Below are 26,194 nucleotides of genomic sequence, written 5' to 3'. Positions count from 1 at the left end.
AACCTATGAGCTTATTAGAATTTCAACAAGTCGGCTACTGGTATAAAGACAAAAGCCAGCCATTGTTTCAGGATATTAACATCAGCTTTCAAAAAGGCAAATTCTACACAATCGTCGGCACATCAGGGACGGGGAAAACCACTTTCCTGTCTCTGGCAGGCGGACTTGACGCACCAAAAGAAGGAAACATCCTTTACGACGGAAAAGCGGTTTCTAAAATCGGCTTAACCAATTTCAGAAATCAATATGTATCAATCGTCTTTCAGGCGTACAACCTGCTCCCGTATATGACGGCTTTGCAGAACGTCACAACCGCTATGGAAATCACAGGTTCTAAAGAAAAGAACAAAGAATCATATGCGCTTGACATGCTGCAGAAGGTTGGCATCAACGAAAAACAAGCCCGGCAAAAAGTGCTCACACTGAGCGGCGGACAGCAGCAGCGGGTATCAATTACAAGGGCTTTCTGCTGTGACATGGATCTTATCGTAGCCGATGAACCGACCGGAAACCTTGATGAGGACACATCAAAAGAGATCGTACGGCTCTTTCAGGATCTGGCGCACAAGGAAGATAAATGCGTCATTATGGTGACGCACGATGAACAAATTGCAAAAGTGTCAGACATCAATATCAGACTTTCAAGAGGAAGTTTTACTGTGAAGGAAAACGTCGCAGTCGTATAACAAAACGCGCCTCTGCCAGTGCAGACAGGGGCGCACCCTATATCCCCCTTTTATATAGAAGTGAACATAAAAAGAGCGGCGGCCGCATCCCCCCGCTCTTTTTATCATTTTTTTGCTTCCTCCCCTTTTGACTTCTCTCTTCGTTTCTTTTTCCAAACAGCCACAATAAACAGAAAGAGCGGAAACAATAATTGAAAAGGCAAATGAATATACAGCGGCACCACGTTCAGGCCTTCGTTCAAGTGCTCTGAAAAGTTAGTCGCGATCGTTATAGAAAGGATTAAGATGCCCAATCCCATCGGATAAGCCAATTGGGAGGGATTCTTTTCCTTAAAGAGCGTAGATGTCCCAACCACAGTGGCATATAAGTAGAGGCTGACCTTAAAGAAGCCGCCGATGATCAGCGCCAGCATAAAAAAGACATCGAGCCGGTCTAAAAATTCTTCGACCTTGATTGTCTGGATCGTGCTTAAAAGCGGAAACTGGGATCTGAGTGTAAGATCAACATCAAGCACGCTGATATTAATCGCCACGGTGAGCGCCACAATCAATCCGCTAATAGCCATGGCGATCATCCCCATTTTTTTCACATCTTTTCTGTCATTCAGGTTAGGGAAAATCATCACAAATAAAACAACTTCACCAAATGGGACGTACATGGTCTGCGTGAAAACAGAGTGAAGAATAGGAGAGATACCGTTTGCCAAAACCGGCTTTAAATTGTGCGGGTCTATAGTGCCTGAGACAATAATCAGCACGAGGCCGATCGCGCCCAGTAAATACATGGCCCCGAAAAGAAGTTCGGCCGCGCGTGCGAGCACTTCAATTCCTTTTCTTACGGCATATATGCTTACTACCATTAATAAAGCATTTACAATAATGATAGGTGTATCATGATAAGCAAACGTCAGCAGCATTTCTCCAAAGTCACGCAGCACCCTTGCGGCAATATAGGCAAAGTACAAGATATAGAGAAATGAAAACAGCCAGCTCAGCTTGGTTCCCAGCATATCATCCATATATTCTTTCGGAGAAGAATTCGGATAACATTGATAAATGCCTTGATACAAATAGAAAAGAAACAGTCCGATCGCACAGCCTAATAAAACTGCTATCCAAGCATCCCTGCCCGCCATTGATCCCGGTGTAATCAATAAGGAGCTGCCCAGTTCAAAAATGATAATCATGACAAACAGCTGCCTTATGCTTATTCTGGCTTTTTCCATCTGTCACTTCCCCTTTCTTCAGACCTAATCATCTTTAAACTGGTGTTTGATCGGATTGTTTCGCAATCCCGTCCTTCTGATATACGTCTCGGCCTTCACATCGATGGGCAGTTCCGGCAAATATTCTTTGTCCCAAGTGTCCTTCATTTTCTCCCACTGCTCCGGATACTTTCTATATATCGTGTCACCAAAACCGATAAAATCTATTTTATTCTTCTTAATCTTTTTCACAGTATGGCTGATTTCCTTTTCAAGCTCTTTGTTGAGCGCTTTTTCAATAGCGGCCAGCACCTTGGGATCAGACAATTGGAAAGGGTATTTGACAGCATCTATAATACCTTCAACCGACACTTTCACATGGATGTACGGGCGTCCGTTCCGCATTTTCGGTACCAGCTTTGTATCTTGATGGGTAACCTGCAAGCTGACCGCATCCTTCGTCTTGCCCCAGTCAGCATTAATAAACGTATGCTGGATCTTATTCATAAGCCAGACTGCCCCCACGCTTTCATCATCTTCCAGCCAATACTTTAAATATCCTGCCTTATCAAAAACCGCCAAACCATCTGCCTGAAGAATGGCTTTCGGGTCAGTCGCCTGCGTGTTTTCCATGCTGACTCCTTTTTTATCGTCACCAATCATCATATATCCGGGGATGACCGGTGCCATAGTGTTGGCGGCAAGTGTTTTCAAAACGTCCTGAATATTGATTTTGACCACCCGCCCGTATTGTGCCTCCGTGAAATCGAGTGTTTTATTGACTTTATTTGACGGAATTTTATCAATCGGCGTCAGGATTTTCACAATATTTTCTGCTTTTGTTTTATGGGCAACGACGAATGTTGCTGTTGTCCTGAATTCTGTGTCCCGGTCAAGATTATCTAATACAAAATCCAAACCTTCTTCTTTTGCCAGCTTTTCATTGATCACGACTAGATTGGTATGGGCAAAATAAAGCCGCCGTGATACCTTCATGGAGGCTTTTCTGAGTGCTTCCGTTATATTGTTACCTTCAATCGAATAGACAGATACAGGCGGCCTGTCTCCAGCACCGCCTCCCTGAAGGCCGCCGGCAACATTTCCTGGATTGATAATTTGAAGATGCAGCACGTAGTTGCTGTCGTTTGTCCGATCGATGCCAATCGCCGAGATAATCGCAAGATCCGTCAGCTCCCGCTTATCCCAGCAGCCGGGCAGCACAATGACGCTCAAAAGCATGAGAACGGCTAATAGACATTTACGTACCATTCTGATCCCCTTCTTCCAAATCTTTGTTCACCATTCCTCGTGAAGCGGCCGGCTCTGGGCGTTGATCTTTCCCCTGCCGCACCTTATCTTCCTTGCTGACCGATTCCGGCCTTTTTTCATCGGCCCACCACGGAACCCGGAAAAGCGCGTCCTTTACGCCTTGTGAAGAAAAAGGTGCAAGCGGCGACATATATGGAACGCCGAATGAACGAAGACTGCATAAGTGGACAAACATCATAATGATCCCTAAAATCAGCCCGTAAAAACCCATAACAGCTGAGGCAATAATAAAGATAAACCGAATAAGCCGGGCTGAAATCGCCATTGCAAACGCCGGTGTTGCGAAGCTCGCAATCGCGGTGAGTGCCACGATAATCACCATTGCCGGAGAGACGATACCAGCCTGTACGGCAGCCTGACCGATTACGAGCGCGCCAACGATTGACACTGCCGAGCCGACAACCCGGGGCAGCCTGACTCCCGCTTCCCTCAGAATCTCAAAAGCAACCTCCATCGTCAACGCCTCCACAACAGCCGGAAACGGGACAATTTCCCGCTGGGCCGCAATGACCACTAACAGCTGAGTCGGTATCATTTCTTGATGAAACGTCGTGGCTGCCACGTATACAGCCGGAGCCACAAGCGAAATGAAAAAGACTAAAACACGAAGAATTCTTATGCTTGTCGCAATGTCAAAACGCGAATAATAATCCTCAACAGACTGAAAAAACTGGACAAATAAGGCCGGGGCAATAAGCACAAACGGTGTTCCGTCGACAATAATCGCGAATCTTCCTTCTAACAGATTACCCGCTACAACATCAGGGCGTTCTGTATGATACATAGTCGGAAACGTCGTAAATGTTTCATCTTCAATCAGTTGCTCAATATATCCAGATTCCAAAATACTGTCAATATCTATTTTTTCCAGGCGCTGTTTCACTTCCTTCAGCACCTTTTCATCGCATATTCCTTGAATGTACATGAGAGCGATATCCGTATTCGTAACAGAACCTTTTTTCATTTTTTCAACCCATAAATTCGGATTTTTAATGTATCGCCGGATCATGGAAATATTGGTTTGCAGAGACTCTGTAAACCCTTGGCGCGGGCCGCGGAATGACACCTGGGTGCTCGGCTCTTGGATGGAGCGCTGCTCTCCCCCTTGAGTGCTGCAAATCAAAGCTTCATCATGGCCATCAGCAAAAATGAGCGCATTGCCGAGCATTAACTCGGAAAAAAGCTTGTCCCAGCTCTTTTCCGCTTTCACTCCGCCCAGCGGGAGCGTTTTTTCAAGAATTTGCTGGATCGCATGAGTATTCTGGATAGACTCATCCTGTACCAATGGGTCAATTAACGACTCATGGATCGTGTTATTATCGACCAGCCCAGCAATATAGATAACAGCTAGGTGGACATGATCCTGCTCCCCGATTTTAATCTCGCGAATGATGACGTCAGAGCTGCTTCCGACTTCCTTTTTCGTTTCCGCTATATTCTTTGCCAAGCTTGGAGAAATGAGAACCGGCTTTTCTTTTTCTTGCTGCTGTTCCTGATTCCTTTCGTCTGTATTCTGCTTGTCTTTTGAATCGGTACTGTTCTTTCGCTTAGAAAATAAAGGCATACACAAATACCTTTCCTTGTCGTTTTCTCATATTCTTCCTTTTAAAATTGAGATTATGCATTAGGGTTAGATGCGGTATAACTTCTCCGCCAACGATAGACACTAAAAGCGGAGGATGATGAAGCATGAAGATATTGGGCGTGACCGGAGTCATATTAATTTGTTTATTAGCTATTTCTGTATTGATGGACATGCTTCAAGGGTTCAGTTTAACAAAAGCCGTTTATAACAATATGTCCAGCTTTAAGATGACAACATTTGCTGAATGGGTCGTGATTTTATTTTTTGTGTTAGTACTTGTGAGAGAAATGTACGTGATCTATAAATCGAAAAAAAAGAACCCCTAGAGGGGGCGCTTTTTTCAGACGATAAAATTGCCGTCTATTGTATCACTGCTGTGTTTGTTGATTGTCCCTTTAAAAATGCGGTTGCCGATGATTTTGGAGTTGGTTGAGGTGTTTGTTTGAATAGCTGTCGCAGTGCCCGCGGAGAGGTTATTGATGGTGTTTCCTGAGACGATAGAGCCTGCAGAGCCATTGATATAAATCACAATCGGATTCCCGGCTGTTCTGTTGACTGAAATGGTATTATCAAAAATCTCATGCACACCGGCGCTGATATAGATGGTGACCAAAAGCGGAGATCTCTCTAAGTGGTTGCCGATAATTGAGGTTTTCGCACTTGTGGAGCAATAAATGGGGTAATTTTTGAACTCTTTAAATGTATTGTTTTTGATGATGGCGCCGGCATTGTTTGTGACGGAAACAGAATATGATTCCGGCACTGCTTCAAACGCGTCAGGATTCAGTGTATTCCCTTCAATCACCGCGTTCCCTTGAGCAATCCAAATGCCCCGGCTGAATTTTCTCAGGAGATTATCTTTAATGATCATATTTCCGCCGGAAACGTTCACACCGTCAACGACTTGAATGAGACAGTTATTCAGAAAAGCGATGTCATCTGACAGCACTGCGCGAAGACCGATGCTGCGCCTTGTTTCAGACAGTCCGTTTTGAATTTGGTTTCCGTCTACCTTTACATCGGAAGACTGATAAACCAATATCCCTGTGTTTTCAAAGTTGCTGATTTTGTTGTTCGTCACAAGAACGCTCTTTCCTCTGACATCAATTCCAGTTGAAAATCCGGTAATGAGGTTGCCAGCGATCACTGCATCACTGGTCTCTTTTCCTTGTGATACACCGAGTCCGGTTATCCCGACTCTTGGCGCAGCCGCCGCGTCTTCAGGGCGTCTCAGAATATTGCCCTTGATCACTGTTTGCGTCCCATATCCGTAGCTGATTGTATTGTCAGAGTGATTTCCTTCTATTAAAATGCCATACCCGTTAAAATTGGTCACAGAACTTGAAACGTTTCCAACAAAGTGGTTATTGCGAATTGATACATTAATCGGTTCCTCATAATCAACATCACCTTCGCCATATCCTTCAATGTCAATTCCGAATTTCGGCGCTGTTCCATTCCCCGTTCCGGCATCTTCAATCAAGCATTCCTCCACCGTGACCATGTCACATCCGGTAATGGAAATGTTATTTCTCCTCGACCGCCGAACCTCACAGCGGCGGATGATAATTTGCTCTGACGTTCGATAATCTTGATTGGTCTTTAATCCCCTTGGGCTGACTATGATCCCATCGCCGGTAAAATCAGAAATTTTCACATCATCAATGACAACATTCGAGCATCCTTCAATACATATGCCAAAGCCCCATTCATGGGTTGACCTTATCCCTGCCGAGGCATACGTATGCTCATCCCGTTCGCCGATAATTTGTCCCCCGGAAATGGTTATATTCTCTTGCTTGCCCACATAAAATGCGGAATAACCCCACGAACTATTCGGGATCACTTTCATGATACATTCGGGGTCCATCATAATCTCAAGGTTGCCGGGAACAATGATCCCCGCGTTTCGAAACCTCTGATTAAGATCTCCGCCAAGCGTTGCGTCTATTAAATATGTTCCCTTTGGAAACCAGACAGTATGATAGCCTTTCGATACAGCTGTACTGAGGCACTGATTAATCCGTTCTGTCGAATCCGTTTTACCATCTCCAGGAACACCGAAATCCGCTGCATTTAATATGAATTCAGCCAATTGCGAGCCTCCTTCTCTATGATTACTATCATGTTACTCACAAAGGCCCGATCTGCTTGTACATTTCTCTAAAATTTTATTAAAAAAATATAAAGGAATAGTTGTGTAAGAAAATCTCACGATAAAAAGTTTAAAAATTAGGAGGAAATCACTATTTTTAGGTATTTATAATTTTTCCAATATGGAACTATTTGAAATGAGTATAAATTATATTGACACAAGTATTATATAAGAATATGATTTTTATAATACACTTTTTTTAGAAAGGGTTTGGCTGACATGGCTTCGATTGATAACGAAAGTATCATTAAAAGCGTCCCGCAAAAAGGGTTCTTTGGTCACCCGCGAGGACTATTTACACTATTTTTCACCGAATTTTGGGAGCGTTTCTCTTACTATGGAATGAGAGCAATCTTACTTTACTATTTGTATACAGAGACGGTAAATGGAGGGCTCGGCTTTGACAAGGGCACTGCGGTTGCCATTATGTCGATTTACGGATCACTCGTATACATGTCCACCATTATTGGCGGATGGCTCGCTGACCGGGTATTCGGTACCGCAAACACCGTGTTTTACGGCGGCATATTCATTATGTTCGGCCACATTGCACTCGCCTATCCGGGCAGCGCGATCGCATTCTATATCAGCATGGTGCTTATTATTGTCGGAACAGGCTTATTAAAACCAAACGTTTCAAGCGTGGTTGGGGATCTTTACACGAAAGAAGACCCGCGCCGCGACTCAGGTTTCAGTATTTTCTACATGGGGATTAACCTCGGTGGTTTACTTGCACCGTTAATTGTCGGAACACTCGGACAGAAGTACAACTATCATCTCGGCTTCGGAGCTGCCGCGGTCGGAATGCTTCTCGGACTTATCGTTTTTGCTTTGACAAGAAAGAAAAACCTCGGGCTTGCAGGTTCCAATGTGCCGAATCCGCTGTCTAAAAAATCTGCAATTGGCACCGGAATCGGTGTTATCATTGTGGCGATCGCAGTGATTATCTCTGTACAAACAGGCGTGCTGACGATCAATCGTTTTATCGACCTTGTAAGTATTCTCGGTATTTTGATTCCTGTGATTTATTTCATCATCATGTTTACAAGCAAAAAAGCGGACAAAACAGAAAAATCCCGTCTTGCCGCTTACGTTCCTTTGTTTATCGGTGCTGTCATGTTTTGGGCCATTCAGGAACAGGGAGCGACCATTCTTGCGGTATACGCTGATGAACGCATAAGACTTTCATTGGGCGGATTCGAACTTCAGTCATCTTGGTTCCAATCATTAAATCCATTGTTTGTTGTCATTTTTGCGCCAATATTCGCATGGCTCTGGATGAAGCTTGGCAAACGCCAGCCGTCTACACCAGTTAAATTCTCAATCGGAATTATTTTAGCCGGATTGTCATTTATCATTATGGTATTCCCTGCTATGCAAGGAAAAGAAGCACTCGTAAGCCCGCTTTGGCTCGTTCTCAGCTTCCTGCTTGTCGTGCTTGGAGAGCTGTGCCTGTCTCCAGTCGGTTTATCCGTGACAACGAAACTGGCACCAGCTGCCTTCTCTGCACAGACAATGAGTATGTGGTTTCTGACGAACGCAGCAGCCCAAGCGATCAATGCCCAAGTAGCCGGATTGTTTGATAAAATTCCTGAAACAATGTACTTCGGCACCATCGGTTTGATTTCTATCGTTCTTGGCGGCATTCTCCTGCTGCTCTCGCCGGTGATCAAACGCGCGATGAAAGGGGTCTTATAATCAGAAACAGCCCGCGGATGTTGATCTGCGGGCTGTTTTTTTTATTGATCCAGCCATTTCCTGAAGCTTTGATCAAAGGCTTCCGGTTCTTCCAGCATCGGCTGATGGCCGCTCCTTTCAAAAATAACCTTATCAACATGGGGATATAAACCGTCAACAGCATCCCATAGCGAAACGGGCGCAACCAAATAATCATATCTCCCTAATCCGATATACACCGGCATACGAACATCAGCTAACCGCTGAAGAAGATCAATCCGGGCAAATGTATTGCCCCATAATTCATCAATGATCGGCATATTCGTGAATACACCGTCCCATAAGGCAGCAGCATGCGGCCGCTCTTGATAAAAGCTTTTCGCTTCAGCGCGAATACACATGTGCACAAAGCGCCTTTCAGGATCTTTGTCGATGTCCTGCGGCAAATTCCCGATGTCTTTTTCAAAGCGTTTCTTTCTCTCAAGACTGGCTGTTTCCATGAAAAATGATTCGCTTTTTCGCTGTCTTTCTTCACTGTTATCAGGCGCAGTATTAAAGAGCGCCACCTTCCGAACTTGTTTGGGATATGTCCTGGCATACTCTAAAGCCATAAAAGCGTGCCCGGAATGTCCCAGGATAGTAACATCCTCAAGCTGAAGAAATGTTCTCATCCTTTCGATATCAGCCAAGACGGCATCAAGCCTCGAATCCTCCGCACGAAGCTCCCGCTTAGGCTTAGCAAATCCCCTATGGTCGATAAAGACCCATTGATATTTCTGTTTGATATCTGAGGAAAAAAGGCGCGGATAGTAAACCGCACTCCCGATCACAAGGATGGGTGCGCCCTCGCCCTCAATTCGATAAGCTAAATCAAAGCCGTCCGAGTGACAGATCCCCGCACGTTCCATTTCTCACGCCCCCTTTGTTTTCATTATATAAAAAAACCTGACGCATGGCGTCAGGCTATCGATATTACCGCTTTAAATCTTCCAGGGTCTTTTCCCATCTGCCCAGCACCTCTTCAGTGCTGTGAAGCTGTATACGGACACCTGAAGTCAAATCAGCGTATTTCGCAACGTCCTCCTTCACTGAAACGATGCGGCAGGAAAAACGGTCTCTTTCATATTCGGCATCTTTCAAAGGCGGTAAAGGCGCGCATTCAAGCTTTACATAATAGGCCGCTCCCTTCCACCACGCCGTGAACTGTGCTTTTCCTGTGCGAAGGATGTTGGCCGAAGTCATTGTGTTTTTCCACAGAGCGATTCGGATATCAGTTCGGCTCAGCGCGATGATTTCACCTGCACTGATCATAGCGGCATGCGGCCAGCCATCCTCTGATACTGTTTGCAGAACGAAGGCCTCATGCTGCTTCTCATTCAGGCAGCTCCCGTCAAGCAGCTCAAAGAGACGGTCTGACATACAGTTCACGCGGATCAAGCCTTTCGTTCCGGCACCGCCGGAACTTCAATTGCTGTTTCTGTTTCCTTTGGATCAATTTTAAACGCTGGATTGTATTTTTCGGGATTTGTAATGCTTTCCGGTTCACAGGATCTCCATGTAAAAAAGCATGTTTGGCACTGATAAACTTCCCATGCGCCTTCTACAGGCGATTTGCTCATGACTTCTCCCTTTTTTGAGTCGCATCGAGGACATGTATGCATTTCGAACATCCTTTCCTTATTTATTCATTAAGTCCATTAGTTTTTGTTCCCATTCTTTCGTTGTTAGCGGAGAATCAAGCGGCTGTGAATAATGGCCTCTTGTTTCCGGCGCAACCGGTGTAGTGGCGTCGAGAATCATTTTGTGAGTGATTCCTGATGGATTGGATCCCGGATCAAGCGGCAGGACAGATAAGTCCGGAATGATGACCGCATCATGTTTCGGATGCATTTTGGTCGAAAGCGCCCACATGACCTGCGGAAGGTTGAATGGATCGACATCCTCATCAACGACTATGACCATTTTGCAGTAGCCGAGTCCGTGCGGCGTTGTGAGTGCGCGCATGCCGACCGCTTTCGCAAATCCGCCATAGCGGGTTTTTGTGGAAACAATCGCGATTAAACCGTGTGTGTACATGGCGTTCACTGCCACAATTTCGTTCGGATACGCTTCTTTTAACTGCTGATAAAGCGGCACGCATGTGTTAATGCCGATCATGTAATCGCATTCTGTCCAAGGCATGCCTAAGTATAAATGTTCAAAGATCGGATTGTTTCTGTGATAGACGCGTTTAATTTTGATAATCGGCATGCTGCGTCCGCCGGAATAATGGCCTGTGAATTCACCGAACGGCCCTTCATATTCGCGCTCTCCGGCAATAATCTCACCTTCAAGCACCACTTCAGCGCCCCACGGAACATCAAGATCAGACAGCTTTGATTTGACGATGCGATATGGTTCGCCTTGAATCGCACCTGCCATTTCGTATTCTGATTGATCATAGAGAAGCGGAGTCGATGCCGCCGTTGTAATGACCGGCTCACAGCCGAGCGCAATAGTGACCGGAAGGTTGATGCCGCGTTCTTCAGCTTGGCGCAGATGGATTGCAATATCGTGCTGCGGGACAGGCTGAATGCCAAGGCGGTCTTTTCCTTTGACCTGCATTCTGTAAATGCCGACATTTTGTTTGCCGAAGTTGTCAGGGTCCTCAAGATCACGGGAAATGACACATGCTTTGTCTAAATAGTAGCCTCCATCACCCTGGTTAATTCTGAAAAGAGGCAGTATATCGAACAAATTGATATCTTCTGTGATTTCATTTTCATGAAATGGCGCTGTTTCCTCACGTTTGACCGGCATCGGAAATTGGTCATAACGCTTTGCGAATTCAAAAAACTGTTCTTTTACCGGTGTGTCTTTCGGCATACCCAGCATCATTGCATGGTTTGGCCAAGAGCCGATGACATTCATCGCAATTCGTGCGTTATGATAGCCGTAAATGTTGTTAAATAAGAGCGCGGGGCTTTTATCGCCAAGATTGCTGGCTGCCCGTGCGGCGGCCCCTAAATCCGGTTCCGGCTTTACCTCTTCATTCACTGTAAGCAGCTGTCCTTCTTTTTCAAGGGCAGCGAGAAATTCTCTGAAATCTTGATAAGCCATGATCAAGCTCCTCCCTTTTGTTTTTCAATCCCATTCCAGCGCTTCGCTTCAGGAAGCCGAATGCCGAATTGGTCCAACGTTCTGAATACAATATGGTCAACCATTTCCTCTAAGCTGCTCGGCTGATTATAAAATGCCGGCATCGGAGGAAGAATGATGGTGCCCATTTTCGTAAGCGCTAGCATATTTTCCAGATGAATTTGGTTCAAAGGCGTCTCTCTCGTTAAGAGGACGAGTTTTTTTCTCTCCTTGAGCATGACATCCGCCGCACGTGTCAGCAGATTATCCGCCATGCCGGTGCGAATGCTTGCGAGAGACTTCATGCTGCACGGCGCAACAATCATTCCATCGGTATCAAACGACCCGCTTGAAATGGCTGCCGCCTGATCCTTATGTGAGTAGGTGTATGTGGCCAGTTGTTCTACTTCTTGTAACGTATAGCCTGTTTCGTGTTTGATCGTGACGTTTGCCCAAGGAGACACAACGAGATGGGTTTCCACTCCGGCGGCCTTCAGCCACTGCAGCAGCCTGACCCCGAAAATGGCCCCTGTTGCCCCTGTCATTCCGACAACGAGTTTCACTTTGCCCCCTCCTTTACGCTTGAATTCTGCTTTCATTTCAATCATACTCCTGATATATCCATATGAAAAATATCTATTAAATCTATATTTAATACCTAAAAGGTATGATAAGGAGGCGCTTTCTTTTGGATATTCGCCAGCTTCGATACTTCATTACCATTGCCCAAGAACAGAAAATCACGTCCGCAGCCAAAAAGCTTCACATGGCGCAGCCGCCTTTAAGCAGGCAGCTCAAACAGCTGGAGGACGAGCTTGGTGTTGTTCTGTTTGACCGTAACAAGAAAAAACAAATGACTCTTACATATGAAGGAGCTGTTTTTCTAAAAAGAGCAAAAGAGATTCTGCATAGGTTTGAAGATGCAGTCATTGAGGTACAGGAGCTGAAGGAGGAAGTAGCCGGCACACTTGCCGTGGGATCAACGATTTATTGCGCGGCTCTGATGCTTGAAAAAGTAACACAGATCAAAGAGAGATACCCCCATCTCACCTTTAATATTTGGGAAAATGAACCCGCGACACTGTTGGAGCTGCTGGAAAGCCGGCAAATCGATGCGGCGGTCACGACAACACTGATCAAAAGTGACACAGTACAATTCAAGCAGCTTGATGACATTCCATGTGTGCTCGTGCTTTCAGATGAAGCCGGATATCCGTGCGGAGACACCATTAAGATGGAGGACATTCCTTCATTTCCGCTGATCCTGCTGCGGCCTGTCAACGGAAAAGGCGTCTATAATCAGGTCATGAATGAATTTCATCGTTTGAACCTGGAGCCGCGCATTGTTTGTGAATGCCACGACTCTGCAACTTTGCTCAGCCTCGTGTCATCCGGATTCGGCGCGTCTATTTTGCCCGTCACAATGATTCCCGTTCATATGAGAAATCACGTTCACACCGTCCATATCGAAAATAATCCCTTCATTATGACACCGGCTGTCATGTGGAGAACGGACAGTTATTTGCCTAAACCGGCACAGCAATTTTTGGATTTATTTTAAAAGATTTTGCCTTATGAAAACCAATTACTTGACTCATACTAAAAAAAAGTTATCCTTTAGATTTGTAAGCTAATTTTTTATTTCAATAAAATCAACCAGAAAAGTGGGGAATAAGATGAAAAAAGCATTATTGGCTTTATTCATGGTCGTAAGTATTGCAGCTCTTGCAGCTTGCGGAGCAGGAAATGACAATCAGTCAAAAGATAATGCCAAAGATGGCGATCTTTGGGCTTCAATTAAGAAAAAAGGTGTGCTCACAGTCGGAACGGAAGGAACATATGAGCCGTTCACTTACCACGACAAAGACACTGATAAACTGACTGGCTATGATGTCGAAGTTATCACAGAAGTCGCAAAACGCCTCGGGCTTAAAGTCGACTTTAAGGAAACACAGTGGGACAGTATGTTTGCCGGCCTGAATTCCAAACGGTTTGACGTTGTTGCCAACCAAGTCGGAAAAACAGATCGTGAAAATCAATATGATTTCTCAGATAAATACACAACATCAAGAGCCGTTGTCGTAACGAAAAAAGACAACAACGATATTAAGTCTGAAGCAGATGTAAAAGGAAAAACGTCAGCTCAATCACTGACAAGCAACTACAACAAATTAGCTACAAATGCCGGCGCTAAAGTAGAAGGCGTTGAAGGTATGGCGCAGGCCCTTCAAATGATCCAGCAAGGCCGCGTCGATATGACATACAACGATAAGCTTGCCGTATTGAACTACTTAAAAACATCTGGCAATAAAAACGTGAAAATCGCGTTTGAAACAGGTGAGCCTCAGTCAACATATTTCACGTTCCGTAAAGGAAGCGGCGAGGTTGTTGATCAAGTCAACAAAGCATTAAAAGAAATGAAAGAGGACGGGACTCTTTCTAAAATTTCTAAAAAATGGTTCGGCGAAGATGTTTCTAAATAATCTGCCGGCATTGACGCTTGGCACGGCGATCCCGTGGGATCTGGTGCAGCAGTCATTCTGGCCGATACTTTCAGGGGGAATCTACTATACGATTCCCCTTACGATTCTTTCCTTTATATTTGGAATGATCCTGGCGCTGATTACGGCGCTTGCCAGAATGTCGAAAGTGAGACCTTTGAGATGGGTGTTCAGCGTATACGTATCCGCAATACGCGGCACTCCTCTTCTCGTTCAATTGTTCATCATTTTCTATCTGTTCCCGGCCTTTAACGTCACATTAGATCCATTTCCAAGCGCAGTTATCGCCTTTTCATTAAACGTCGGCGCCTATGCATCTGAAATCATTCGGGCATCTATTTTATCCGTGCCGAAAGGGCAATGGGAAGCCGGCTACACAATTGGCATGACACATCAAAAAACGCTGTTCCGCGTCATTTTGCCGCAGGCGTTTCGTGTGTCGATCCCGCCATTATCCAATACCTTTATCAGCCTGATTAAAGATACATCCCTCGCCTCTCAAATTCTGGTCGCTGAGCTGTTCAGAAAAGCCCAGGAAATCGGCGCGCGGAATCTTGATCAAATTTTAGTGATCTATATTGAAGCAGCCTTTATTTATTGGATTATCTGCTTCCTGCTCTCACTCGTCCAGCATGTCATCGAACGGCGTCTTGACCGCTACGTGGCCAAATAAGGAGGTTCCGAGTATGCTTACCGTTAAAGGATTAAACAAATCATTCGGTGAAAATGAAATTTTAAAAAAGATAGATATGAAGATTGAAAAAGGAAAAGTCATCGCCATACTTGGGCCTTCAGGTTCAGGGAAAACGACGCTGCTCCGCTGCCTGAACGCTCTGGAGATCCCAAATCGCGGAGAGCTTGCATTTGATGATTTCTCCATCGATTTCTCCAAAAAGGTGAAACAGGCGGATATCCTAAAGCTTCGCCGAAAATCCGGAATGGTGTTTCAGGCGTATCACCTGTTCCCGCACCGCACAGCCCTCGAAAACGTGATGGAGGGCCCTATTCAGGTGCAAAAACGGAACAAAGAGGAAGTCAGAAAAGAAGCGATTCAGCTTCTAGATAAAGTCGGATTGAAGGACAAAATGGATTTATATCCATTCCAGCTTTCCGGCGGACAGCAGCAGCGCGTCGGCATCGCCCGCGCACTGGCGATTCAGCCTGAGCTCATGCTGTTTGACGAACCGACCTCAGCGCTTGATCCCGAGCTTGTCGGAGAGGTGCTGAAGGTTATCAAGGACTTGGCCAATGAAGGCTGGACCATGGTCGTCGTGACCCACGAAATCAAGTTCGCGCAGGAAGTTGCGGATGAAGTCATCTTCATCGACGGCGGCGTTATCGTGGAGCAAGGACCGCCGGAGCAAATTTTCTCCGCACCAAAAGAAGAACGGACACAGCGGTTCTTGAACCGGATTTTGAACCCGCTGTAATAAGAAAAACAGGGCGCCCGCGGCGGCCCTGTTTTTTTGTTGAGCCCCTTTCGCCTATTCCGCCCTTCTGTCAGATGTGCTACAATGACAATCGACTGATTTTTACGAAAGAAGGGACCTCACGTGAAGCAAGAACTTGTTCTGCGCTGGACATTTTATTTTGCCGGTTTGATCATTTTGGCTTTTGGTGTATCCCTGACGATAGAAGGAAAAGCACTCGGCATTAGTCCGTGGGATGCATTTCATTACAGCCTGTTTCAGCACTTCGGGCTTACCGTCGGCCAGTGGTCCATCATTATTGGAGCGCTCATCGTCGGATTCACATCATTGTTTACGAGAGCTTGGCCGAAAATTGGGGCCCTCCTGAATATGGTGCTCATTGGTGTATTTATAGATTTTTTCAATTTCATTCTGCCTGCCCCCTCTACCTACACAGGCTCGATCATCGTCTTCTCTCTCGGCGTGGTGCTGATCGGTTACGGCGTCGGTGTTTATGTATCAGCAGGCCTTGGCGCGGGGCCGCGTGATTCACTGATGATGCTGATTACAGAAAAAACCGGCTGGAATGTGCAATGGGTGCGGAACGGCATGGAAATAACCATTTTGTTTGCGGCATGGGGCATGGGTGGGCCGATCGGTTTTGGCACCATTTTGACCGCCATCCTCACCGGACTTATTTTGCGCTTTTCATTGCCCCAGTCAATCCAGCTGCTGAATTATGCTGTGGCAAGGCGGACAGCCGCTGTGAAAGCATCTCCGCCTGTACACTAAAACAAAGCCGCCTTGGCTTTGTTTTTTTATTTTCTCCTCTATATGAGTCTTGTGGAAGTATGATAGGATGGTTTTGACAATCTTTTGCAGACGGAGGATCTAGAATGAAGATTTACGGAATTTATATGGACCGCCCGCTTTCACAGGAAGAAAATGAACGGTTCATGACTTTCATATCACCTGAAAAACGGGAGAAATGCCGGAGATTTTATCATAAAGAAGATGCTCACCGCACCCTGCTGGGAGATGTGCTCGTTCGCTCAGTCATAAGCAGGCAGTATCAGTTGGACAAATCCGATATCCGCTTTAGCACGCAGGAATACGGGAAGCCGTGCATCCCTGATCTTCCCGACGCTCATTTCAACATTTCTCACTCCGGCCGCTGGGTCATTGGTGCGTTTGATTCACAGCCAATCGGCATAGATATCGAAAAAACGAAACCGATCAGTCTTGAGATCGCCAAGCGCTTCTTTTCAAAAACAGAGTACAGCGACCTTTTAGCAAAAGACAAGGACGAGCAGACAGACTATTTTTATCATCTATGGTCAATGAAAGAAAGCTTTATCAAACAGGAAGGCAAAGGCTTATCGCTTCCGCTTGATTCCTTTTCAGTGCGCCTGCATCAGGACGGACAAGTATCCATTGAGCTTCCGGACAGCCATTCCCCATGCTATATCAAAACGTATGAGGTCGATCCCGGCTACAAAATGGCTGTATGCGCCGCACACCCTGATTTCCCCGAGGATATCACAATGGTCTCGTACGAAGAGCTTTTATAAATGGCTCATCAACAGCTTGACACCGCGCTCAATATCTTCCGTTTTCACATTGGAAATATTGATTTTTAATAGATTTTCTTTCGGATAATCTGATAAATAATGACGGTCTATCGCCTCAAGGAGAACCCCTTGTTTTTCCAGTCTATGAATCACTCTTGAGGCGGGCAGATCCTGAGGAAGCACCAGATGGGTGTGCATACAGGGTGCCTGCCCGCTGGAGAACGTAAAGCGTCCGCTTCCCAGCTGCCTGTGAGTTCGAATGGCTTGATGTAGCCTCAGCGACCGCTCTTTATAAGAATCTCTGATTTTCTCCTTATGCCTGCCGTACATACCGCTTTTCAGGTAAATCTCCAATGCCGCTTGAGAAATCATCGAACAGTCGATGTCGTTCAGCTTTTTGTACGCATAGAACGTGTCAGTCAGCGCTTCGGGCAAAACAGCCGCCCCCACGCGAAGGCCGGGGAACATCATTTTCGAGAAGCTTTTCAAATAGATGACATGTGAGGACAGATCATATGCGTACAGCGGATCTGCCTTTTTATTTTCCTCCAGATCACCGAGGTAATCATCCTCAACGAGGTAGACATCATACGCTTCTGCCAGTCTCACAAGCTCCTGTTTATCACGCTCTGACAAAGAGCAGCCAAGCGGGTTATGGAAGCGGGGCATCGTATAAAAAAATTTAATCGATTCTGTTTGAAATAACCGCTCAACCTCGGCTATATCAAGCCCTTCTTCCGTTCGTTTCACCCCGATGGCGGAAATCCCAAGCGTCTCAAGCTGTTCGACCATCAAATGGTAGCCCGGCTGTTCAATGGCGATCTTCTCTTTCCCATTTGGGAACGGCATGGCACAAAGCAAGGATAACGCCTGCTGGACACCTGATGTAATGAAAATATGCCTTTCATCCGCAAATACCTGTTGATTGGCCAAGAGCTTTCGGAGTACGCGGATGAGTGAGGGAAGCCCCTTTGGCGTCCCATAAATAAACAAATCGTTTTTGTATGTATCAATCGCTTTGTTGATGCAGTGCTGAAAATCAAGATACGGAAACACATCGGGATCCGGCGCAGATGTGGCAAAGTCAATGGGACCCTGCTGCCCGCTTTTGGCTTTTCCCGTCTTTTTCACAATATAATAGCCGCTTTTCGGAACGGAATAGATAAGGTGGCGTTTTTCCAGCTCCTGCAGCGCGCGGATCACTGTGCTTTTGCTGACTTGGTAGCGGGCGGACAGCTGACGGATAGATGGAAGCCTGTCTCCTTCTTGATAGGCGGTGCTTTGCATCATCTCCTCTATCCTCGTTACTAGACTCATATATTTCTCCATGCCTTCTCCCCCTGTTTTGTACCGGTACAGTTCATTGTTTTTCTCATTGTACCGTTCTGACCGCGGCCATACAATAAAGGGAGCGACCGGCGCTGCAATTCAGGTAAAGGAGCCATTCCCATTATGGTTAAACATCAGCAAGCCCCCGCTTATATAGCGGCTATTTTATATTCGTTCATTATCGGTTTATCCTTTCTATTCGTAAAAATCGCACTGCAAACAGCAGAGCCGTTTGATATTTTGGCGCATCGGTTCACCATTGCGTTTGCTGCGGCCACTGTACCGATCTTATTCGGCTGGGTAAAGCTATCAATCCGCGTAAAGGACGTCATTGCCATTTTGCCGCTCGCCCTGCTGTATCCCGCGTTATTTTTCAGCTTTCAGGCATTCGGCCTTGTGTACTCGTCCTCCTCTGAAGCGGGAATTATTCAAGCAGCCATTCCGATTTTCACGATGGTCTTTGCCGCTTATGTTTTAAAGGAACGCCCAACGTGGACGCAAAAGGGGTTCACGGTTTTATCCGTTGCCGGCGTCATGTTTATTTTTGTGATGAAAGGCGTTGACGTGGAATCAGCCAGCTTAAAAGGGTCTTTGCTGATCCTATTGTCCGCTTTGTCTTCAGCGATGTACAATACTGCTGCCAGAAAAATGACGCAGCGGTTCAAGCTGACCGAGCTCACCTACATCATGTCAGCCATCGGCTTTGTCGTCTTCAACGCCATCGCCCTTGTGCGTCACGGAGCGGCGGGAACAGTCGGCACTTATTTTCTGCCGTTCCGGGAGCCCGGCTTCGTTCTCGCCATTGTGTATTTGGGCGTGCTGTCTTCACTTGTCACTTCATTTCTGTCTAACTATACGCTGTCGCGAATTGAGGCGTTTAAAATGAGTGCTTTTAATCATGTATCTACCATTGTGACGATGATTGCAGGAGTTGTGATTCTCAACGAAAGCCTGGCCTGGTATCATCTTGCCGGGGCTGTTTGTATTATGATTGGCGTGGTGGGGAGCAATATCAATCTGGAGAAAAAAACAAAGCGCCCTGGTATGCCTGCAAAAAAATGAGAAATTATGCTAGACTGAAAGGAAAAACATGGTTAGAGGTGTAGGTTTACCGTATGATTCAATATGCTAGTGAAAGTATCAATCTTCCAGGAGAAATCGCTTTTAAGGATGTAAGAGAAATCTTTTTTTATCAAATCGCAAAAATATCATGCTTTTACTTTCTGTTGTTTTGCGCCATATTTGCTGCAGTTAACTTCATTAACGGATGGCCCCGTATCGTTTATGGCAGTGACGCGCTTAACTTGTTTATGAACAGTATGTTGATTATCGTGATGTCCGTTCTGTTTACACTGCTGCTTCTCCTTCTTCTATATGTGAAGTTTTCCAGAGCATACAAGAAGAACGAACGGATGAAATCGAAAAGAACATATACTCTGAACCAAGAAGGAATTCGTATATGTTCTAAAAAATATGACCTCATTTTCAATTGGGATGAAATCACAGCTGTTTTCGAATATAAGAATATCTTCCGCATCAATACATCCAGCAGCCAATATATTGCGATCCCAAAACATTTTTTTCATTCCGAAGTGGAGATGAACAGATTCAAGGAGATTATCCTTAAAAATACCGAAACAAAAAAACTCAAATTTAAAAAGGATCAGCATTGACAGTGCTGATCCTTTTATATTGATTGGTGGGTTTCTTTTGCCTTTTGTTTATCTAAAAACGGCACCAGCTCTATTACAGCCGATAAACCCACAAACACGATGCACACAGCGACAATCAGCAAATAACCATGAGTCATGTCAAAAAACAAACCGCCCGCATACACGCTGAGAGCTCCGGCAACCTGATGGATAAAGAAATTGATGCCTAACAGCGATCCGATCAATCCTGTTTGATAGCTTTCCGAAATTGACGCCGCGGTCAGCGGGATCACGCCTGTGTAACTGAGTCCGAATAACAGGATAAACCCGAAGTACCAAAGGTCGCTGTGATGAATTCCGAGAATGGGAATGAGCAGGCAAATGAGGCTGAGCAGCCGAATGAAAAATAAGATGGATAGCATGACGCTTCTGCTGCCGAGGAGATCTGACAGCCAGCCCGCCAATAATCCGCCAATGATGATAAATGCCCCGAACGCGGCCATCATTCCGTTGACATGAGAGACATGCGCATCCTTCAGTATCGGGACGAGGTGAGCATCAATAATTCCCATTGTAAATCCGCAAGTAAACACGCCGAAGTACAGGATATGAATGAGGCGGGATTGCTTCATCACGTTCCAAAACCCCCGCCAATCATAAGATTTTTTCACAGTTTCCACTTGCGCATGTGGCGGGTGCTTCATCCCAAAGACGAGGAGCGGCAGCAGAACAGCCGCCATGACGATTCCCAAAATGGTATAGGTGCTCTGCCAGCCGGCATGATACGGAGCCGCAGCCCAAATGGGTGAGAGAAGCAGCAGGCCCGCAGAGTTGGCATTGGTCAAAATAGCAAGCGCCAGACCTTTATGTGTGTCAAACCAACGGCTGATGAAATATTGGGTCGTCACGCCGACCGCGCAGGAATACCCGATTCCGCCAAGCACACCGTAAATGGCGGAAAACACATGAACATTCGGTGAATAAGGAAGCACCAAAAAGCTTGCGCTGATGCAGACAGCTCCAAGCGCCATAATTTTTCTGACACTGAAACGGTCGATAAAAAAACCGACAAAAAACTGGACGATGCCGGTTGTGATCATAAAAATGCTGACAGAAACCGAAATCAGCGACCTGTCGGCATGGAAGGCGTCTGCCATTGGCAGCATAAAAAATTGAAAGGAATTTCTGAATGAGTTCATTCCGATGGCGAAAACAAACGTAAACAGCAATACAAACCATTTCATCCTGGGAGACGTGCGCATGTTTCGACCTTCCTTTATTTGAGTATTTCGACTATTATACCATGCAGAAATTGGCATTCAACACAAAAAAAGCGGAACAGCCGAAGCTGTCCGCTTTTGATCACGGTTGAATGATCGGATGCTGATTCAAGATCGCAAAAATCCGTTCTGCGACTTCTTCCGTTTGTGACAGCAGGAACATGTGCCCGCCGTCAAATTGATGGAATGTGATGTCTTTTGCCCACTTCTTCCACCCTTCTGCATCTCGTATGCACTTTTTATCATCAAGCCCGTTAAAGACATGAACAGGCGACTGGATCTGGGCCAGATCGTAAAGCTCAAATTGTTCAAGAGCCCGATAATCTGATCGGAAAGAAGGCAGGAAAAAGGACATGACCTCCTTATTTTCAACAAGCTCTGCGGGCATTCCGCCTAATTGGATAATATGATCGAGAAACTGATCATCAGGCAGGTGGGACACTTTCTTCCGCTGAATATGAGGCGGCTGGATTGCAGAAATAATAACCGCCTGCGGAAAGATGCCTTCACGCTCAAGCTTTTGCGCCAGCCTGAAGGTGATCATTCCGCCCATACTGTGTCCGAACAGCACAAACGGCCGATCAGGGCGAAGGTTCAGTTCTTGCTTGTACAAATCCGTCAGCTCTTCGAGATCCTCAATGGCTGACGTTTGATTCGTGCCGTGTCCCGGCGGCTCGGCAGCTAGCATCTCGCACTCCCCCTGCAAAAAAGCATGGAGAGGGCGAAACGACGCCGAGTAGCCGCCGGCAAACGGAAAACAGATGAGCTGCGTTTTTTCCGACGCATCAAATGATTTGAAGAGTTGGCTCATTGGCCGTCTCCTCCTTTCATCACTTCTTTTATGAAACCGTTACGGTTTGTGTATTAAGAAATTCGAGCAAAATCCCGGCATTCCTATCTAGCGTTTCGCCCTGCAGCATTTCTGCGTGTGTTCCGAAGCCTCTTTTCACACGGTAAGCACCTGTTGTAGCTTCTTCCCATGATGCAAGCCATTCCGGCATGTCAAAATCAGCGCCGGAAGTCAACAGATCGATATCTGCTTTCACCTGGCCTGTGCTGATCAGGTTGACGTAGTATGAGTAAAAGGCATGTGTTTTTTGCTTGAGGCCTTGTTTGACGGCTTCGCTGTTGAGCGCTTCATTGTCCCGATTGACATTCATCAACGCTTCGACATCACTTTCAACCGTGCGTCCGTCCAGATCACTGACACCTTGTTTTTTATAGGAATCCACCATGATGATCCGCTGAACAATACGGCCTTGTTCCTCAAGCTTTTTCGCAGCTTCAAACGCCAGGCTGCATCCCGCTGAATATCCAAACAATGTTAAAGGCCCTTCCGGCTGCAGCTTCTGGATCAAATCCGCATAGCGGTCAAGCCGGTCTTCCTCCTCAATAAAATCAAAGGCGCATAGCTTGTATGACGCCAAGCGGCTGGACAGATTTTGGTACATAAGACCATAGCCCAAGACCGGCGGGAATGCGAAAATGATCTGCTCCTGATCCTGATTCATTATCGTTACATCCTGCAAGCCATCGGGACCCCCGTTTTTCACATACGCTGAAATGCCGGCGATCGTCGGCGCTTCAAACAAAAGCTTTACTGGAAGATCAATCCCAAGCTCTTTCTTGATGCGGGACGCGGCGGTCATGGCCTTCAAGGAATGCCCTCCGAGCGCAAAGAAATCGTCATGAATGCCAATTTGCTTTCTGCCGAGAACCTCAGACCATATTTGTGCGATTGTTTCTTCCATCTCGTTCCGCGGTCCAATCCATTCTTCCGCCAACTGATCCTGATCAGGTTTTGGGAGCAGCCGTTTATTGACTTTCCCGTTCGTCGTTAAAGGAAGCTCATCCAAGAAGGTAAAGGTTTGCGGCACCATGTAAGCAGGAAGCTGTTTTTTCAGGTGCGCCTTCACGTCTTCAGCTGAAAGCTGCGTTCGGTTCACAAGGTAGGCATTGATTGATGCATCGCCAGACTCATGGCGGTCCGCCACAACGACCGCATCTTTCACACCTGGGTATTCCTGCAGCTGCTTTTCGATTTCTTCAAGCTCAATCCGGTGTCCGCGTATTTTGACCTGGTCGTCAATACGGCCGGCGTATTCAATCGTTCCATCCGGCAGCCAGCGCGCTAAATCCCCTGTACGGTAAAGCGTTTCTCCCGGCTTGAACGGGTTCTCGATAAACTTTTCCTTCGTGAGGTCAGCACGATTTACATACCCTTTTGACACGCCCATTCCGCTGATGCACAGTTCACCGATCGCCCCGAATGGCTGGAGCTGGCTTTGCTCGTTCAGAATATAAACACTGGCATTGCTGATCGGCTTTCCAATCGGCAATGAGGAGATGGAATCCGGCAGATCATGCACGACGTGAGCTGTCGCAAACACTGTTCCCTCAGTCGGCCCGTAGCAGTTAATCAGCTTGCCCGGCCCCATGACCCGCAGCGCTTTTCTGACGTGAGGCACAGACGCGCGCTCTCCGCCGAATAACACGCAGCGAAGCCCCTTCATCCAATCCTCTCCCGCATCTGTGAGAAGATTAAATAGTGCGGTTGTCGCAAACATGACATTGACATTCTCTTGCAGGATCAGATCTGTGAGCCGTTCTGTATCAAGCAGCGTATGTTCATCTGCGATAATTAGCCGTGCCGCATTCAGCATAGAAGCATAGAAATCAAAAGTAAATGCGTCAAAGGCGTAATTCGAAACAGACAAGAACGTATCCTGATCAGAAAATGCCATGTAGTCTACATGCTTGACCAAACCTTGAATATTGGCATGAGTGGTCATATTGCCCTTTGGCTTTCCGGTTGTGCCGGACGTGTACATGATATATGCCGGATCATTAGGATCAATCGCGGTTGCAGGATCGCTTGCCTGTTCTTCAAACCGTGTTTGATCATCAATGAAGAGCGTTGTGCCTGTATACGGCAGCTCAGCCGCTTGTTCTTTCATCTCCTGATGCGTCAGAAGACAGGCTGCCGCACTGTCAGCCAGCATATACGAGATTCGGTCCTCTGGCAGCTTCGGATCAACCGGCAGATAGGCTGCTCCCGCCTTTAATACACCGAGAATGCCGATCACCAATTCAAGTGAGCGCTTCGTGTACAGCGCTACAACAGAGCCTTTGCCCGCACCGTGTTTTTGCAGCCGGCGTGCAATGCGGTTCGCTTCCTCATCTAATTCGCGATAAGACAGGGTCTGGCCGGAATACGTAAGCGCCGGTGCATCCGGATTGGCGTTCACTGCTTCCTTGAACCAATACGTCAGAGGCTTTGTTTCATGAGCTTGAGCCGGCGGGTTTAAGCCGGTTAGCAAAAATTCTATCTCCCTGTCGTCAACGAGGTTGATCGTGCTGACAGGCTGATCAGGATTCTGGATGAGCTGCTGAATTGCTGTAAGAAGCTGAGATTTCAAGCGCAGGATAAACGCCTCATCAAACACATTCTCATTATAGGCAAGCTTAATCAGCATCTCATCTCCCGGGGAAGCCATCAGGTTGAGATCATAATTCGACTTCTCAAAAACATGAACATCCACCATATCAAAGCCGTTTTCACTGCTTTCTTCATTTTTCGCATCCTGAAGCGGATAGTTCTCAAAAACAATGATGTGGTCAATCAGTTTCGGCTGATCGGCCTGGCTTTGGATGTCATAAAGCGGCACATATTGATGCGGCTCGGACTGCAGCGATTGCTCCTGCAGCTGCTTGAGCAAGCCGTTAAATGTGATACCCTCAGACAGCTTCACACGTCTCGGGACAACGTTGATAAACAGCCCGACCATATGTTCAACGCCTTTGATTTCCGCGGGACGCCCTGAAACAACTGTACCGAAGGCCAAATCGCCAGACTGCTGATAGCGGCTGATCAATACGCTCCAGACTGCCTGCAGCGCCGTACTCAAAGTGGTATGCTGCGATTTTGCAAGCTCGGTAAAAGCCTTTGTTTCCGCCTCCGGCAGTGAAAAGAGCAGCTCTTTCGGCTCATAGCCGTCCTTTTGTTTCTTTCTTTGCTCCGCAAACGTCGTTTGTCCTTCAAAGTCCTCTAAATACTCTCGCCAGTAACGCAGTGATGCTTGTTTATCCTGCTTTTCAAGCCACTTGATGTAGTCTTTATACGGTTTGACGGGCGGCAGGCTGTACGGCTTTTGTTCGCGCAGAGCATTGTATACCTTAAATAGATCCTGTACGACGATGCCGAAGCACCATCCGTCCAAAATAATGTGGTGGTAGCTCCACACCCATTCAAAGCTTTCTTCAGCTTTCTTGAAAATGGCTGCCCGCATCGGAATATCCCGCGTCAAATCAAAACCCCTGATCTTATCCTGTTCTTTGTACTCATTGATTTTGGCTGTTTGCTCGCTGCCCGTTAAGTGTGTCAGATCGATTTCTTCTATATGGAACTGCCGTTTTTTCAATACGACTTGGACAGGCCTTTTTACTTTTTCGTGAATGAACACGGTACGAAATACATCGTACCGGTCCATGATCACATTCATGCTTTCTTCAAGACATTTGATATTCAAGCTGCCTTTTACTTTCATCGTGATTTGTTCAAGGTAAAAGCTTTGGCCGGGATTCAGGATGGCATGAAAAAGCATCCCTTCCTGCATCGGCGATAGGTAATACATATCTTGAACCTGATCCTTGCTAAATTGACTCATATGTTTCGCTCCCGCCTTCTGTAATTCCCTT

The 26,194-nt window shown here is 46.4% G+C and carries 24 protein-coding genes; 11 read left to right on the top strand and 13 right to left on the bottom strand.

The features are described from left to right. Positions 1 to 5 precede the first annotated feature (5 nt). Positions 6 to 686 carry an ABC transporter ATP-binding protein gene (locus tag MHI44_RS13720; RefSeq protein ID WP_339202156.1) on the top strand — a complete coding sequence of 227 codons (681 nt, stop codon included), beginning with the start codon at positions 6 to 8 and terminating at the stop codon, positions 684 to 686. A 104-nt stretch (positions 687 to 790) separates the two neighbouring features. On the opposite strand, the gene gerKB is transcribed toward MHI44_RS13720, so the two are convergent. Genes gerKB through gerKA form a run of 3 tightly spaced genes read right to left on the bottom strand, consistent with a single transcriptional unit; the run spans position 791 to position 4,784 of the window. Next, on the bottom strand, positions 791 to 1,912 hold the full coding sequence (gerKB, locus tag MHI44_RS13715) for a spore germination protein GerKB (protein WP_015252827.1): 1,122 nt from the start codon (positions 1,910 to 1,912) through the stop codon (positions 791 to 793). A 24-nt stretch (positions 1,913 to 1,936) separates the two neighbouring features. Then, positions 1,937 to 3,160 (bottom strand): spore germination protein GerKC, encoded by a 1,224-nt coding sequence (gerKC, locus tag MHI44_RS13710; protein ID WP_003246578.1) that lies wholly within the window; start codon positions 3,158 to 3,160, stop codon positions 1,937 to 1,939. After that, complete coding sequence (gene gerKA / locus MHI44_RS13705; protein ID WP_221777013.1) at positions 3,150 to 4,784, bottom strand: spore germination protein GerKA; 1,635 nt, start codon at positions 4,782 to 4,784, stop codon at positions 3,150 to 3,152. Before gerKA ends, gerKC begins: the two co-directional genes overlap by 11 nt. Positions 4,785 to 4,909: 125 nt before the next feature. Between gerKA and MHI44_RS13700 the strand changes: the two genes are divergently transcribed. Beyond that, a complete protein-coding gene (locus tag MHI44_RS13700) occupies positions 4,910 to 5,131 on the top strand; it encodes a hypothetical protein (RefSeq protein WP_015252828.1) in 222 nt (73 codons plus the stop codon). A 14-nt stretch (positions 5,132 to 5,145) separates the two neighbouring features. Here MHI44_RS13700 and MHI44_RS13695 read toward each other — a convergent pair whose 3' ends face one another. Continuing rightward, positions 5,146 to 6,900, bottom strand: a complete 1,755-nt coding sequence (locus MHI44_RS13695; RefSeq protein WP_032722911.1) for a right-handed parallel beta-helix repeat-containing protein — start codon at positions 6,898 to 6,900, stop codon at positions 5,146 to 5,148. 279 nt (positions 6,901 to 7,179) lie between these two features. Here MHI44_RS13695 and MHI44_RS13690 point away from each other — a divergent pair, with 279 nt between their 5' ends. Next, complete coding sequence (locus tag MHI44_RS13690) at positions 7,180 to 8,658, top strand: peptide MFS transporter (protein ID WP_029726571.1); 1,479 nt, start codon at positions 7,180 to 7,182, stop codon at positions 8,656 to 8,658. Positions 8,659 to 8,699: 41 nt separating this feature from the next. On the opposite strand, the gene MHI44_RS13685 is transcribed toward MHI44_RS13690, so the two are convergent. The 5 genes from MHI44_RS13685 to MHI44_RS13665 all read right to left on the bottom strand — a co-directional run bounded on the left by MHI44_RS13685 (position 8,700) and on the right by MHI44_RS13665 (position 12,353). Continuing rightward, positions 8,700 to 9,545, bottom strand: coding sequence for an alpha/beta hydrolase (locus tag MHI44_RS13685; RefSeq protein WP_339202152.1), 846 nt, complete (start codon positions 9,543 to 9,545; stop codon positions 8,700 to 8,702). Positions 9,546 to 9,609: 64 nt separating this feature from the next. Next, complete coding sequence (locus tag MHI44_RS13680; protein WP_339202151.1) at positions 9,610 to 10,074, bottom strand: pyridoxamine 5'-phosphate oxidase family protein; 465 nt, start codon at positions 10,072 to 10,074, stop codon at positions 9,610 to 9,612. Beyond that, complete coding sequence (bsdD, locus tag MHI44_RS13675) at positions 10,071 to 10,298, bottom strand: phenolic acid decarboxylase subunit BsdD (RefSeq protein ID WP_010886405.1); 228 nt, start codon at positions 10,296 to 10,298, stop codon at positions 10,071 to 10,073. The genes MHI44_RS13680 and bsdD overlap by 4 nt, the downstream gene beginning before the upstream one ends. A 16-nt stretch (positions 10,299 to 10,314) precedes the next feature. Then, positions 10,315 to 11,736, bottom strand: a complete 1,422-nt coding sequence (gene bsdC, locus MHI44_RS13670) for a phenolic acid decarboxylase BsdC (protein ID WP_003234529.1) — start codon at positions 11,734 to 11,736, stop codon at positions 10,315 to 10,317. A gap of 2 nt (positions 11,737 to 11,738) precedes the next feature. After that, positions 11,739 to 12,353, bottom strand: coding sequence for a non-oxidative hydroxyarylic acid decarboxylases subunit B (locus MHI44_RS13665; protein WP_014478815.1), 615 nt, complete (start codon positions 12,351 to 12,353; stop codon positions 11,739 to 11,741). 89 nt (positions 12,354 to 12,442) lie between these two features. On the opposite strand from MHI44_RS13665, the gene bsdA reads away from it, so the two are divergent. The 6 genes from bsdA (at position 12,443) to MHI44_RS13635 (ending at position 17,235) form a co-directional block, all read left to right on the top strand. Beyond that, the gene (gene bsdA / locus MHI44_RS13660; RefSeq protein WP_003234533.1) at positions 12,443 to 13,315 is read left to right on the top strand and encodes a transcriptional regulator BsdA; all 873 of its coding nucleotides are present in this window, start codon (positions 12,443 to 12,445) and stop codon (positions 13,313 to 13,315) included. A 115-nt stretch (positions 13,316 to 13,430) separates the two neighbouring features. Further along, a complete protein-coding gene (gene tcyA / locus MHI44_RS13655; protein WP_014475786.1) occupies positions 13,431 to 14,237 on the top strand; it encodes a cystine ABC transporter substrate-binding lipoprotein TcyA in 807 nt (268 codons plus the stop codon). Then, positions 14,224 to 14,928: a cystine ABC transporter permease TcyB gene (tcyB, locus tag MHI44_RS13650; RefSeq protein WP_003234541.1), complete on the top strand. Its 705-nt coding sequence runs from the start codon at positions 14,224 to 14,226 to the stop codon at positions 14,926 to 14,928. Before tcyA ends, tcyB begins: the two co-directional genes overlap by 14 nt. Before the next feature lie 13 nt (positions 14,929 to 14,941). Continuing rightward, the gene (tcyC, locus tag MHI44_RS13645) at positions 14,942 to 15,685 is read left to right on the top strand and encodes a cystine ABC transporter ATP-binding protein TcyC (protein WP_003234543.1); all 744 of its coding nucleotides are present in this window, start codon (positions 14,942 to 14,944) and stop codon (positions 15,683 to 15,685) included. 123 nt (positions 15,686 to 15,808) lie between these two features. Beyond that, positions 15,809 to 16,456 carry a YitT family protein gene (locus MHI44_RS13640; RefSeq protein WP_014475783.1) on the top strand — a complete coding sequence of 216 codons (648 nt, stop codon included), beginning with the start codon at positions 15,809 to 15,811 and terminating at the stop codon, positions 16,454 to 16,456. A 104-nt stretch (positions 16,457 to 16,560) separates the two neighbouring features. Beyond that, entirely contained in the window at positions 16,561 to 17,235 is a 675-nt protein-coding gene (locus MHI44_RS13635; RefSeq protein ID WP_015715234.1) for a 4'-phosphopantetheinyl transferase, read from the top strand. Here the strand turns inward: MHI44_RS13635 and MHI44_RS13630 are convergent. After that, positions 17,230 to 18,564 carry a PLP-dependent aminotransferase family protein gene (locus tag MHI44_RS13630; protein ID WP_339202147.1) on the bottom strand — a complete coding sequence of 445 codons (1,335 nt, stop codon included), beginning with the start codon at positions 18,562 to 18,564 and terminating at the stop codon, positions 17,230 to 17,232. The two genes, MHI44_RS13635 and MHI44_RS13630, sit on opposite strands and share 6 nt — an antisense overlap. Positions 18,565 to 18,687: 123 nt before the next feature. Here MHI44_RS13630 and MHI44_RS13625 point away from each other — a divergent pair, with 123 nt between their 5' ends. Both MHI44_RS13625 and MHI44_RS13620 read left to right on the top strand, forming a co-directional pair. Continuing rightward, positions 18,688 to 19,626: a DMT family transporter gene (locus tag MHI44_RS13625; protein WP_041336873.1), complete on the top strand. Its 939-nt coding sequence runs from the start codon at positions 18,688 to 18,690 to the stop codon at positions 19,624 to 19,626. Positions 19,627 to 19,679: 53 nt separating this feature from the next. Then, on the top strand, positions 19,680 to 20,237 hold the full coding sequence (locus MHI44_RS13620) for a YcxB family protein (protein ID WP_212058843.1): 558 nt from the start codon (positions 19,680 to 19,682) through the stop codon (positions 20,235 to 20,237). A 14-nt stretch (positions 20,238 to 20,251) separates the two neighbouring features. On the opposite strand, the gene MHI44_RS13615 is transcribed toward MHI44_RS13620, so the two are convergent. From MHI44_RS13615 to srfAC, 3 genes are all read right to left on the bottom strand, one after another. Beyond that, entirely contained in the window at positions 20,252 to 21,478 is a 1,227-nt protein-coding gene (locus MHI44_RS13615) for an MFS transporter (RefSeq protein WP_212058847.1), read from the bottom strand. 100 nt (positions 21,479 to 21,578) lie between these two features. Then, positions 21,579 to 22,307, bottom strand: coding sequence for a surfactin biosynthesis thioesterase SrfAD (srfAD, locus tag MHI44_RS13610; RefSeq protein WP_003234568.1), 729 nt, complete (start codon positions 22,305 to 22,307; stop codon positions 21,579 to 21,581). A gap of 28 nt (positions 22,308 to 22,335) precedes the next feature. Further along, positions 22,336 to 26,163: a surfactin non-ribosomal peptide synthetase SrfAC gene (gene srfAC / locus MHI44_RS13605; protein ID WP_339202144.1), complete on the bottom strand. Its 3,828-nt coding sequence runs from the start codon at positions 26,161 to 26,163 to the stop codon at positions 22,336 to 22,338. Positions 26,164 to 26,194: the final 31 nt, after the last annotated feature.

The sequence above is a fragment of the Bacillus sp. FSL K6-1366 genome, assembly GCF_037976695.1.
GTDB classification, from domain to species: domain Bacteria; phylum Bacillota; class Bacilli; order Bacillales; family Bacillaceae; genus Bacillus; species Bacillus subtilis.
The sequence above is the reverse complement of the archived record's forward strand: the minus strand, read 5'-3'. Positions and strand labels throughout refer to the sequence as shown.

What these genes read in the sequence shown, in the direction of transcription:
- gerKC (WP_003246578.1), bottom strand. Translation starts at nt 3,160, where the DNA reads ATGGTACGTAAATGTCTATTAGCCGTTCTCATGCTTTTGAGCGTCATT.
- MHI44_RS13685 (WP_339202152.1), bottom strand. Translation starts at nt 9,545, where the DNA reads ATGGAACGTGCGGGGATCTGTCACTCGGACGGCTTTGATTTAGCTTAT.
- MHI44_RS13620 (WP_212058843.1), top strand. Translation starts at nt 19,680, where the DNA reads ATGATTCAATATGCTAGTGAAAGTATCAATCTTCCAGGAGAAATCGCT.
- gerKA (WP_221777013.1), bottom strand. Translation starts at nt 4,784, where the DNA reads ATGCCTTTATTTTCTAAGCGAAAGAACAGTACCGATTCAAAAGACAAG.
- MHI44_RS13635 (WP_015715234.1), top strand. Translation starts at nt 16,561, where the DNA reads ATGAAGATTTACGGAATTTATATGGACCGCCCGCTTTCACAGGAAGAA.
- MHI44_RS13690 (WP_029726571.1), top strand. Translation starts at nt 7,180, where the DNA reads ATGGCTTCGATTGATAACGAAAGTATCATTAAAAGCGTCCCGCAAAAA.
- bsdD (WP_010886405.1), bottom strand. Translation starts at nt 10,298, where the DNA reads ATGCATACATGTCCTCGATGCGACTCAAAAAAGGGAGAAGTCATGAGC.
- bsdC (WP_003234529.1), bottom strand. Translation starts at nt 11,736, where the DNA reads ATGGCTTATCAAGATTTCAGAGAATTTCTCGCTGCCCTTGAAAAAGAA.
- tcyB (WP_003234541.1), top strand. Translation starts at nt 14,224, where the DNA reads ATGTTTCTAAATAATCTGCCGGCATTGACGCTTGGCACGGCGATCCCG.
- MHI44_RS13665 (WP_014478815.1), bottom strand. Translation starts at nt 12,353, where the DNA reads ATGAAAGCAGAATTCAAGCGTAAAGGAGGGGGCAAAGTGAAACTCGTT.
- tcyA (WP_014475786.1), top strand. Translation starts at nt 13,431, where the DNA reads ATGAAAAAAGCATTATTGGCTTTATTCATGGTCGTAAGTATTGCAGCT.
- MHI44_RS13700 (WP_015252828.1), top strand. Translation starts at nt 4,910, where the DNA reads ATGAAGATATTGGGCGTGACCGGAGTCATATTAATTTGTTTATTAGCT.
- srfAC (WP_339202144.1), bottom strand. Translation starts at nt 26,163, where the DNA reads ATGAGTCAATTTAGCAAGGATCAGGTTCAAGATATGTATTACCTATCG.
- MHI44_RS13630 (WP_339202147.1), bottom strand. Translation starts at nt 18,564, where the DNA reads ATGGAGAAATATATGAGTCTAGTAACGAGGATAGAGGAGATGATGCAA.
- MHI44_RS13720 (WP_339202156.1), top strand. Translation starts at nt 6, where the DNA reads ATGAGCTTATTAGAATTTCAACAAGTCGGCTACTGGTATAAAGACAAA.
- MHI44_RS13615 (WP_212058847.1), bottom strand. Translation starts at nt 21,478, where the DNA reads ATGCGCACGTCTCCCAGGATGAAATGGTTTGTATTGCTGTTTACGTTT.
- tcyC (WP_003234543.1), top strand. Translation starts at nt 14,942, where the DNA reads ATGCTTACCGTTAAAGGATTAAACAAATCATTCGGTGAAAATGAAATT.
- MHI44_RS13625 (WP_041336873.1), top strand. Translation starts at nt 18,688, where the DNA reads ATGGTTAAACATCAGCAAGCCCCCGCTTATATAGCGGCTATTTTATAT.
- gerKB (WP_015252827.1), bottom strand. Translation starts at nt 1,912, where the DNA reads ATGGAAAAAGCCAGAATAAGCATAAGGCAGCTGTTTGTCATGATTATC.
- srfAD (WP_003234568.1), bottom strand. Translation starts at nt 22,307, where the DNA reads ATGAGCCAACTCTTCAAATCATTTGATGCGTCGGAAAAAACGCAGCTC.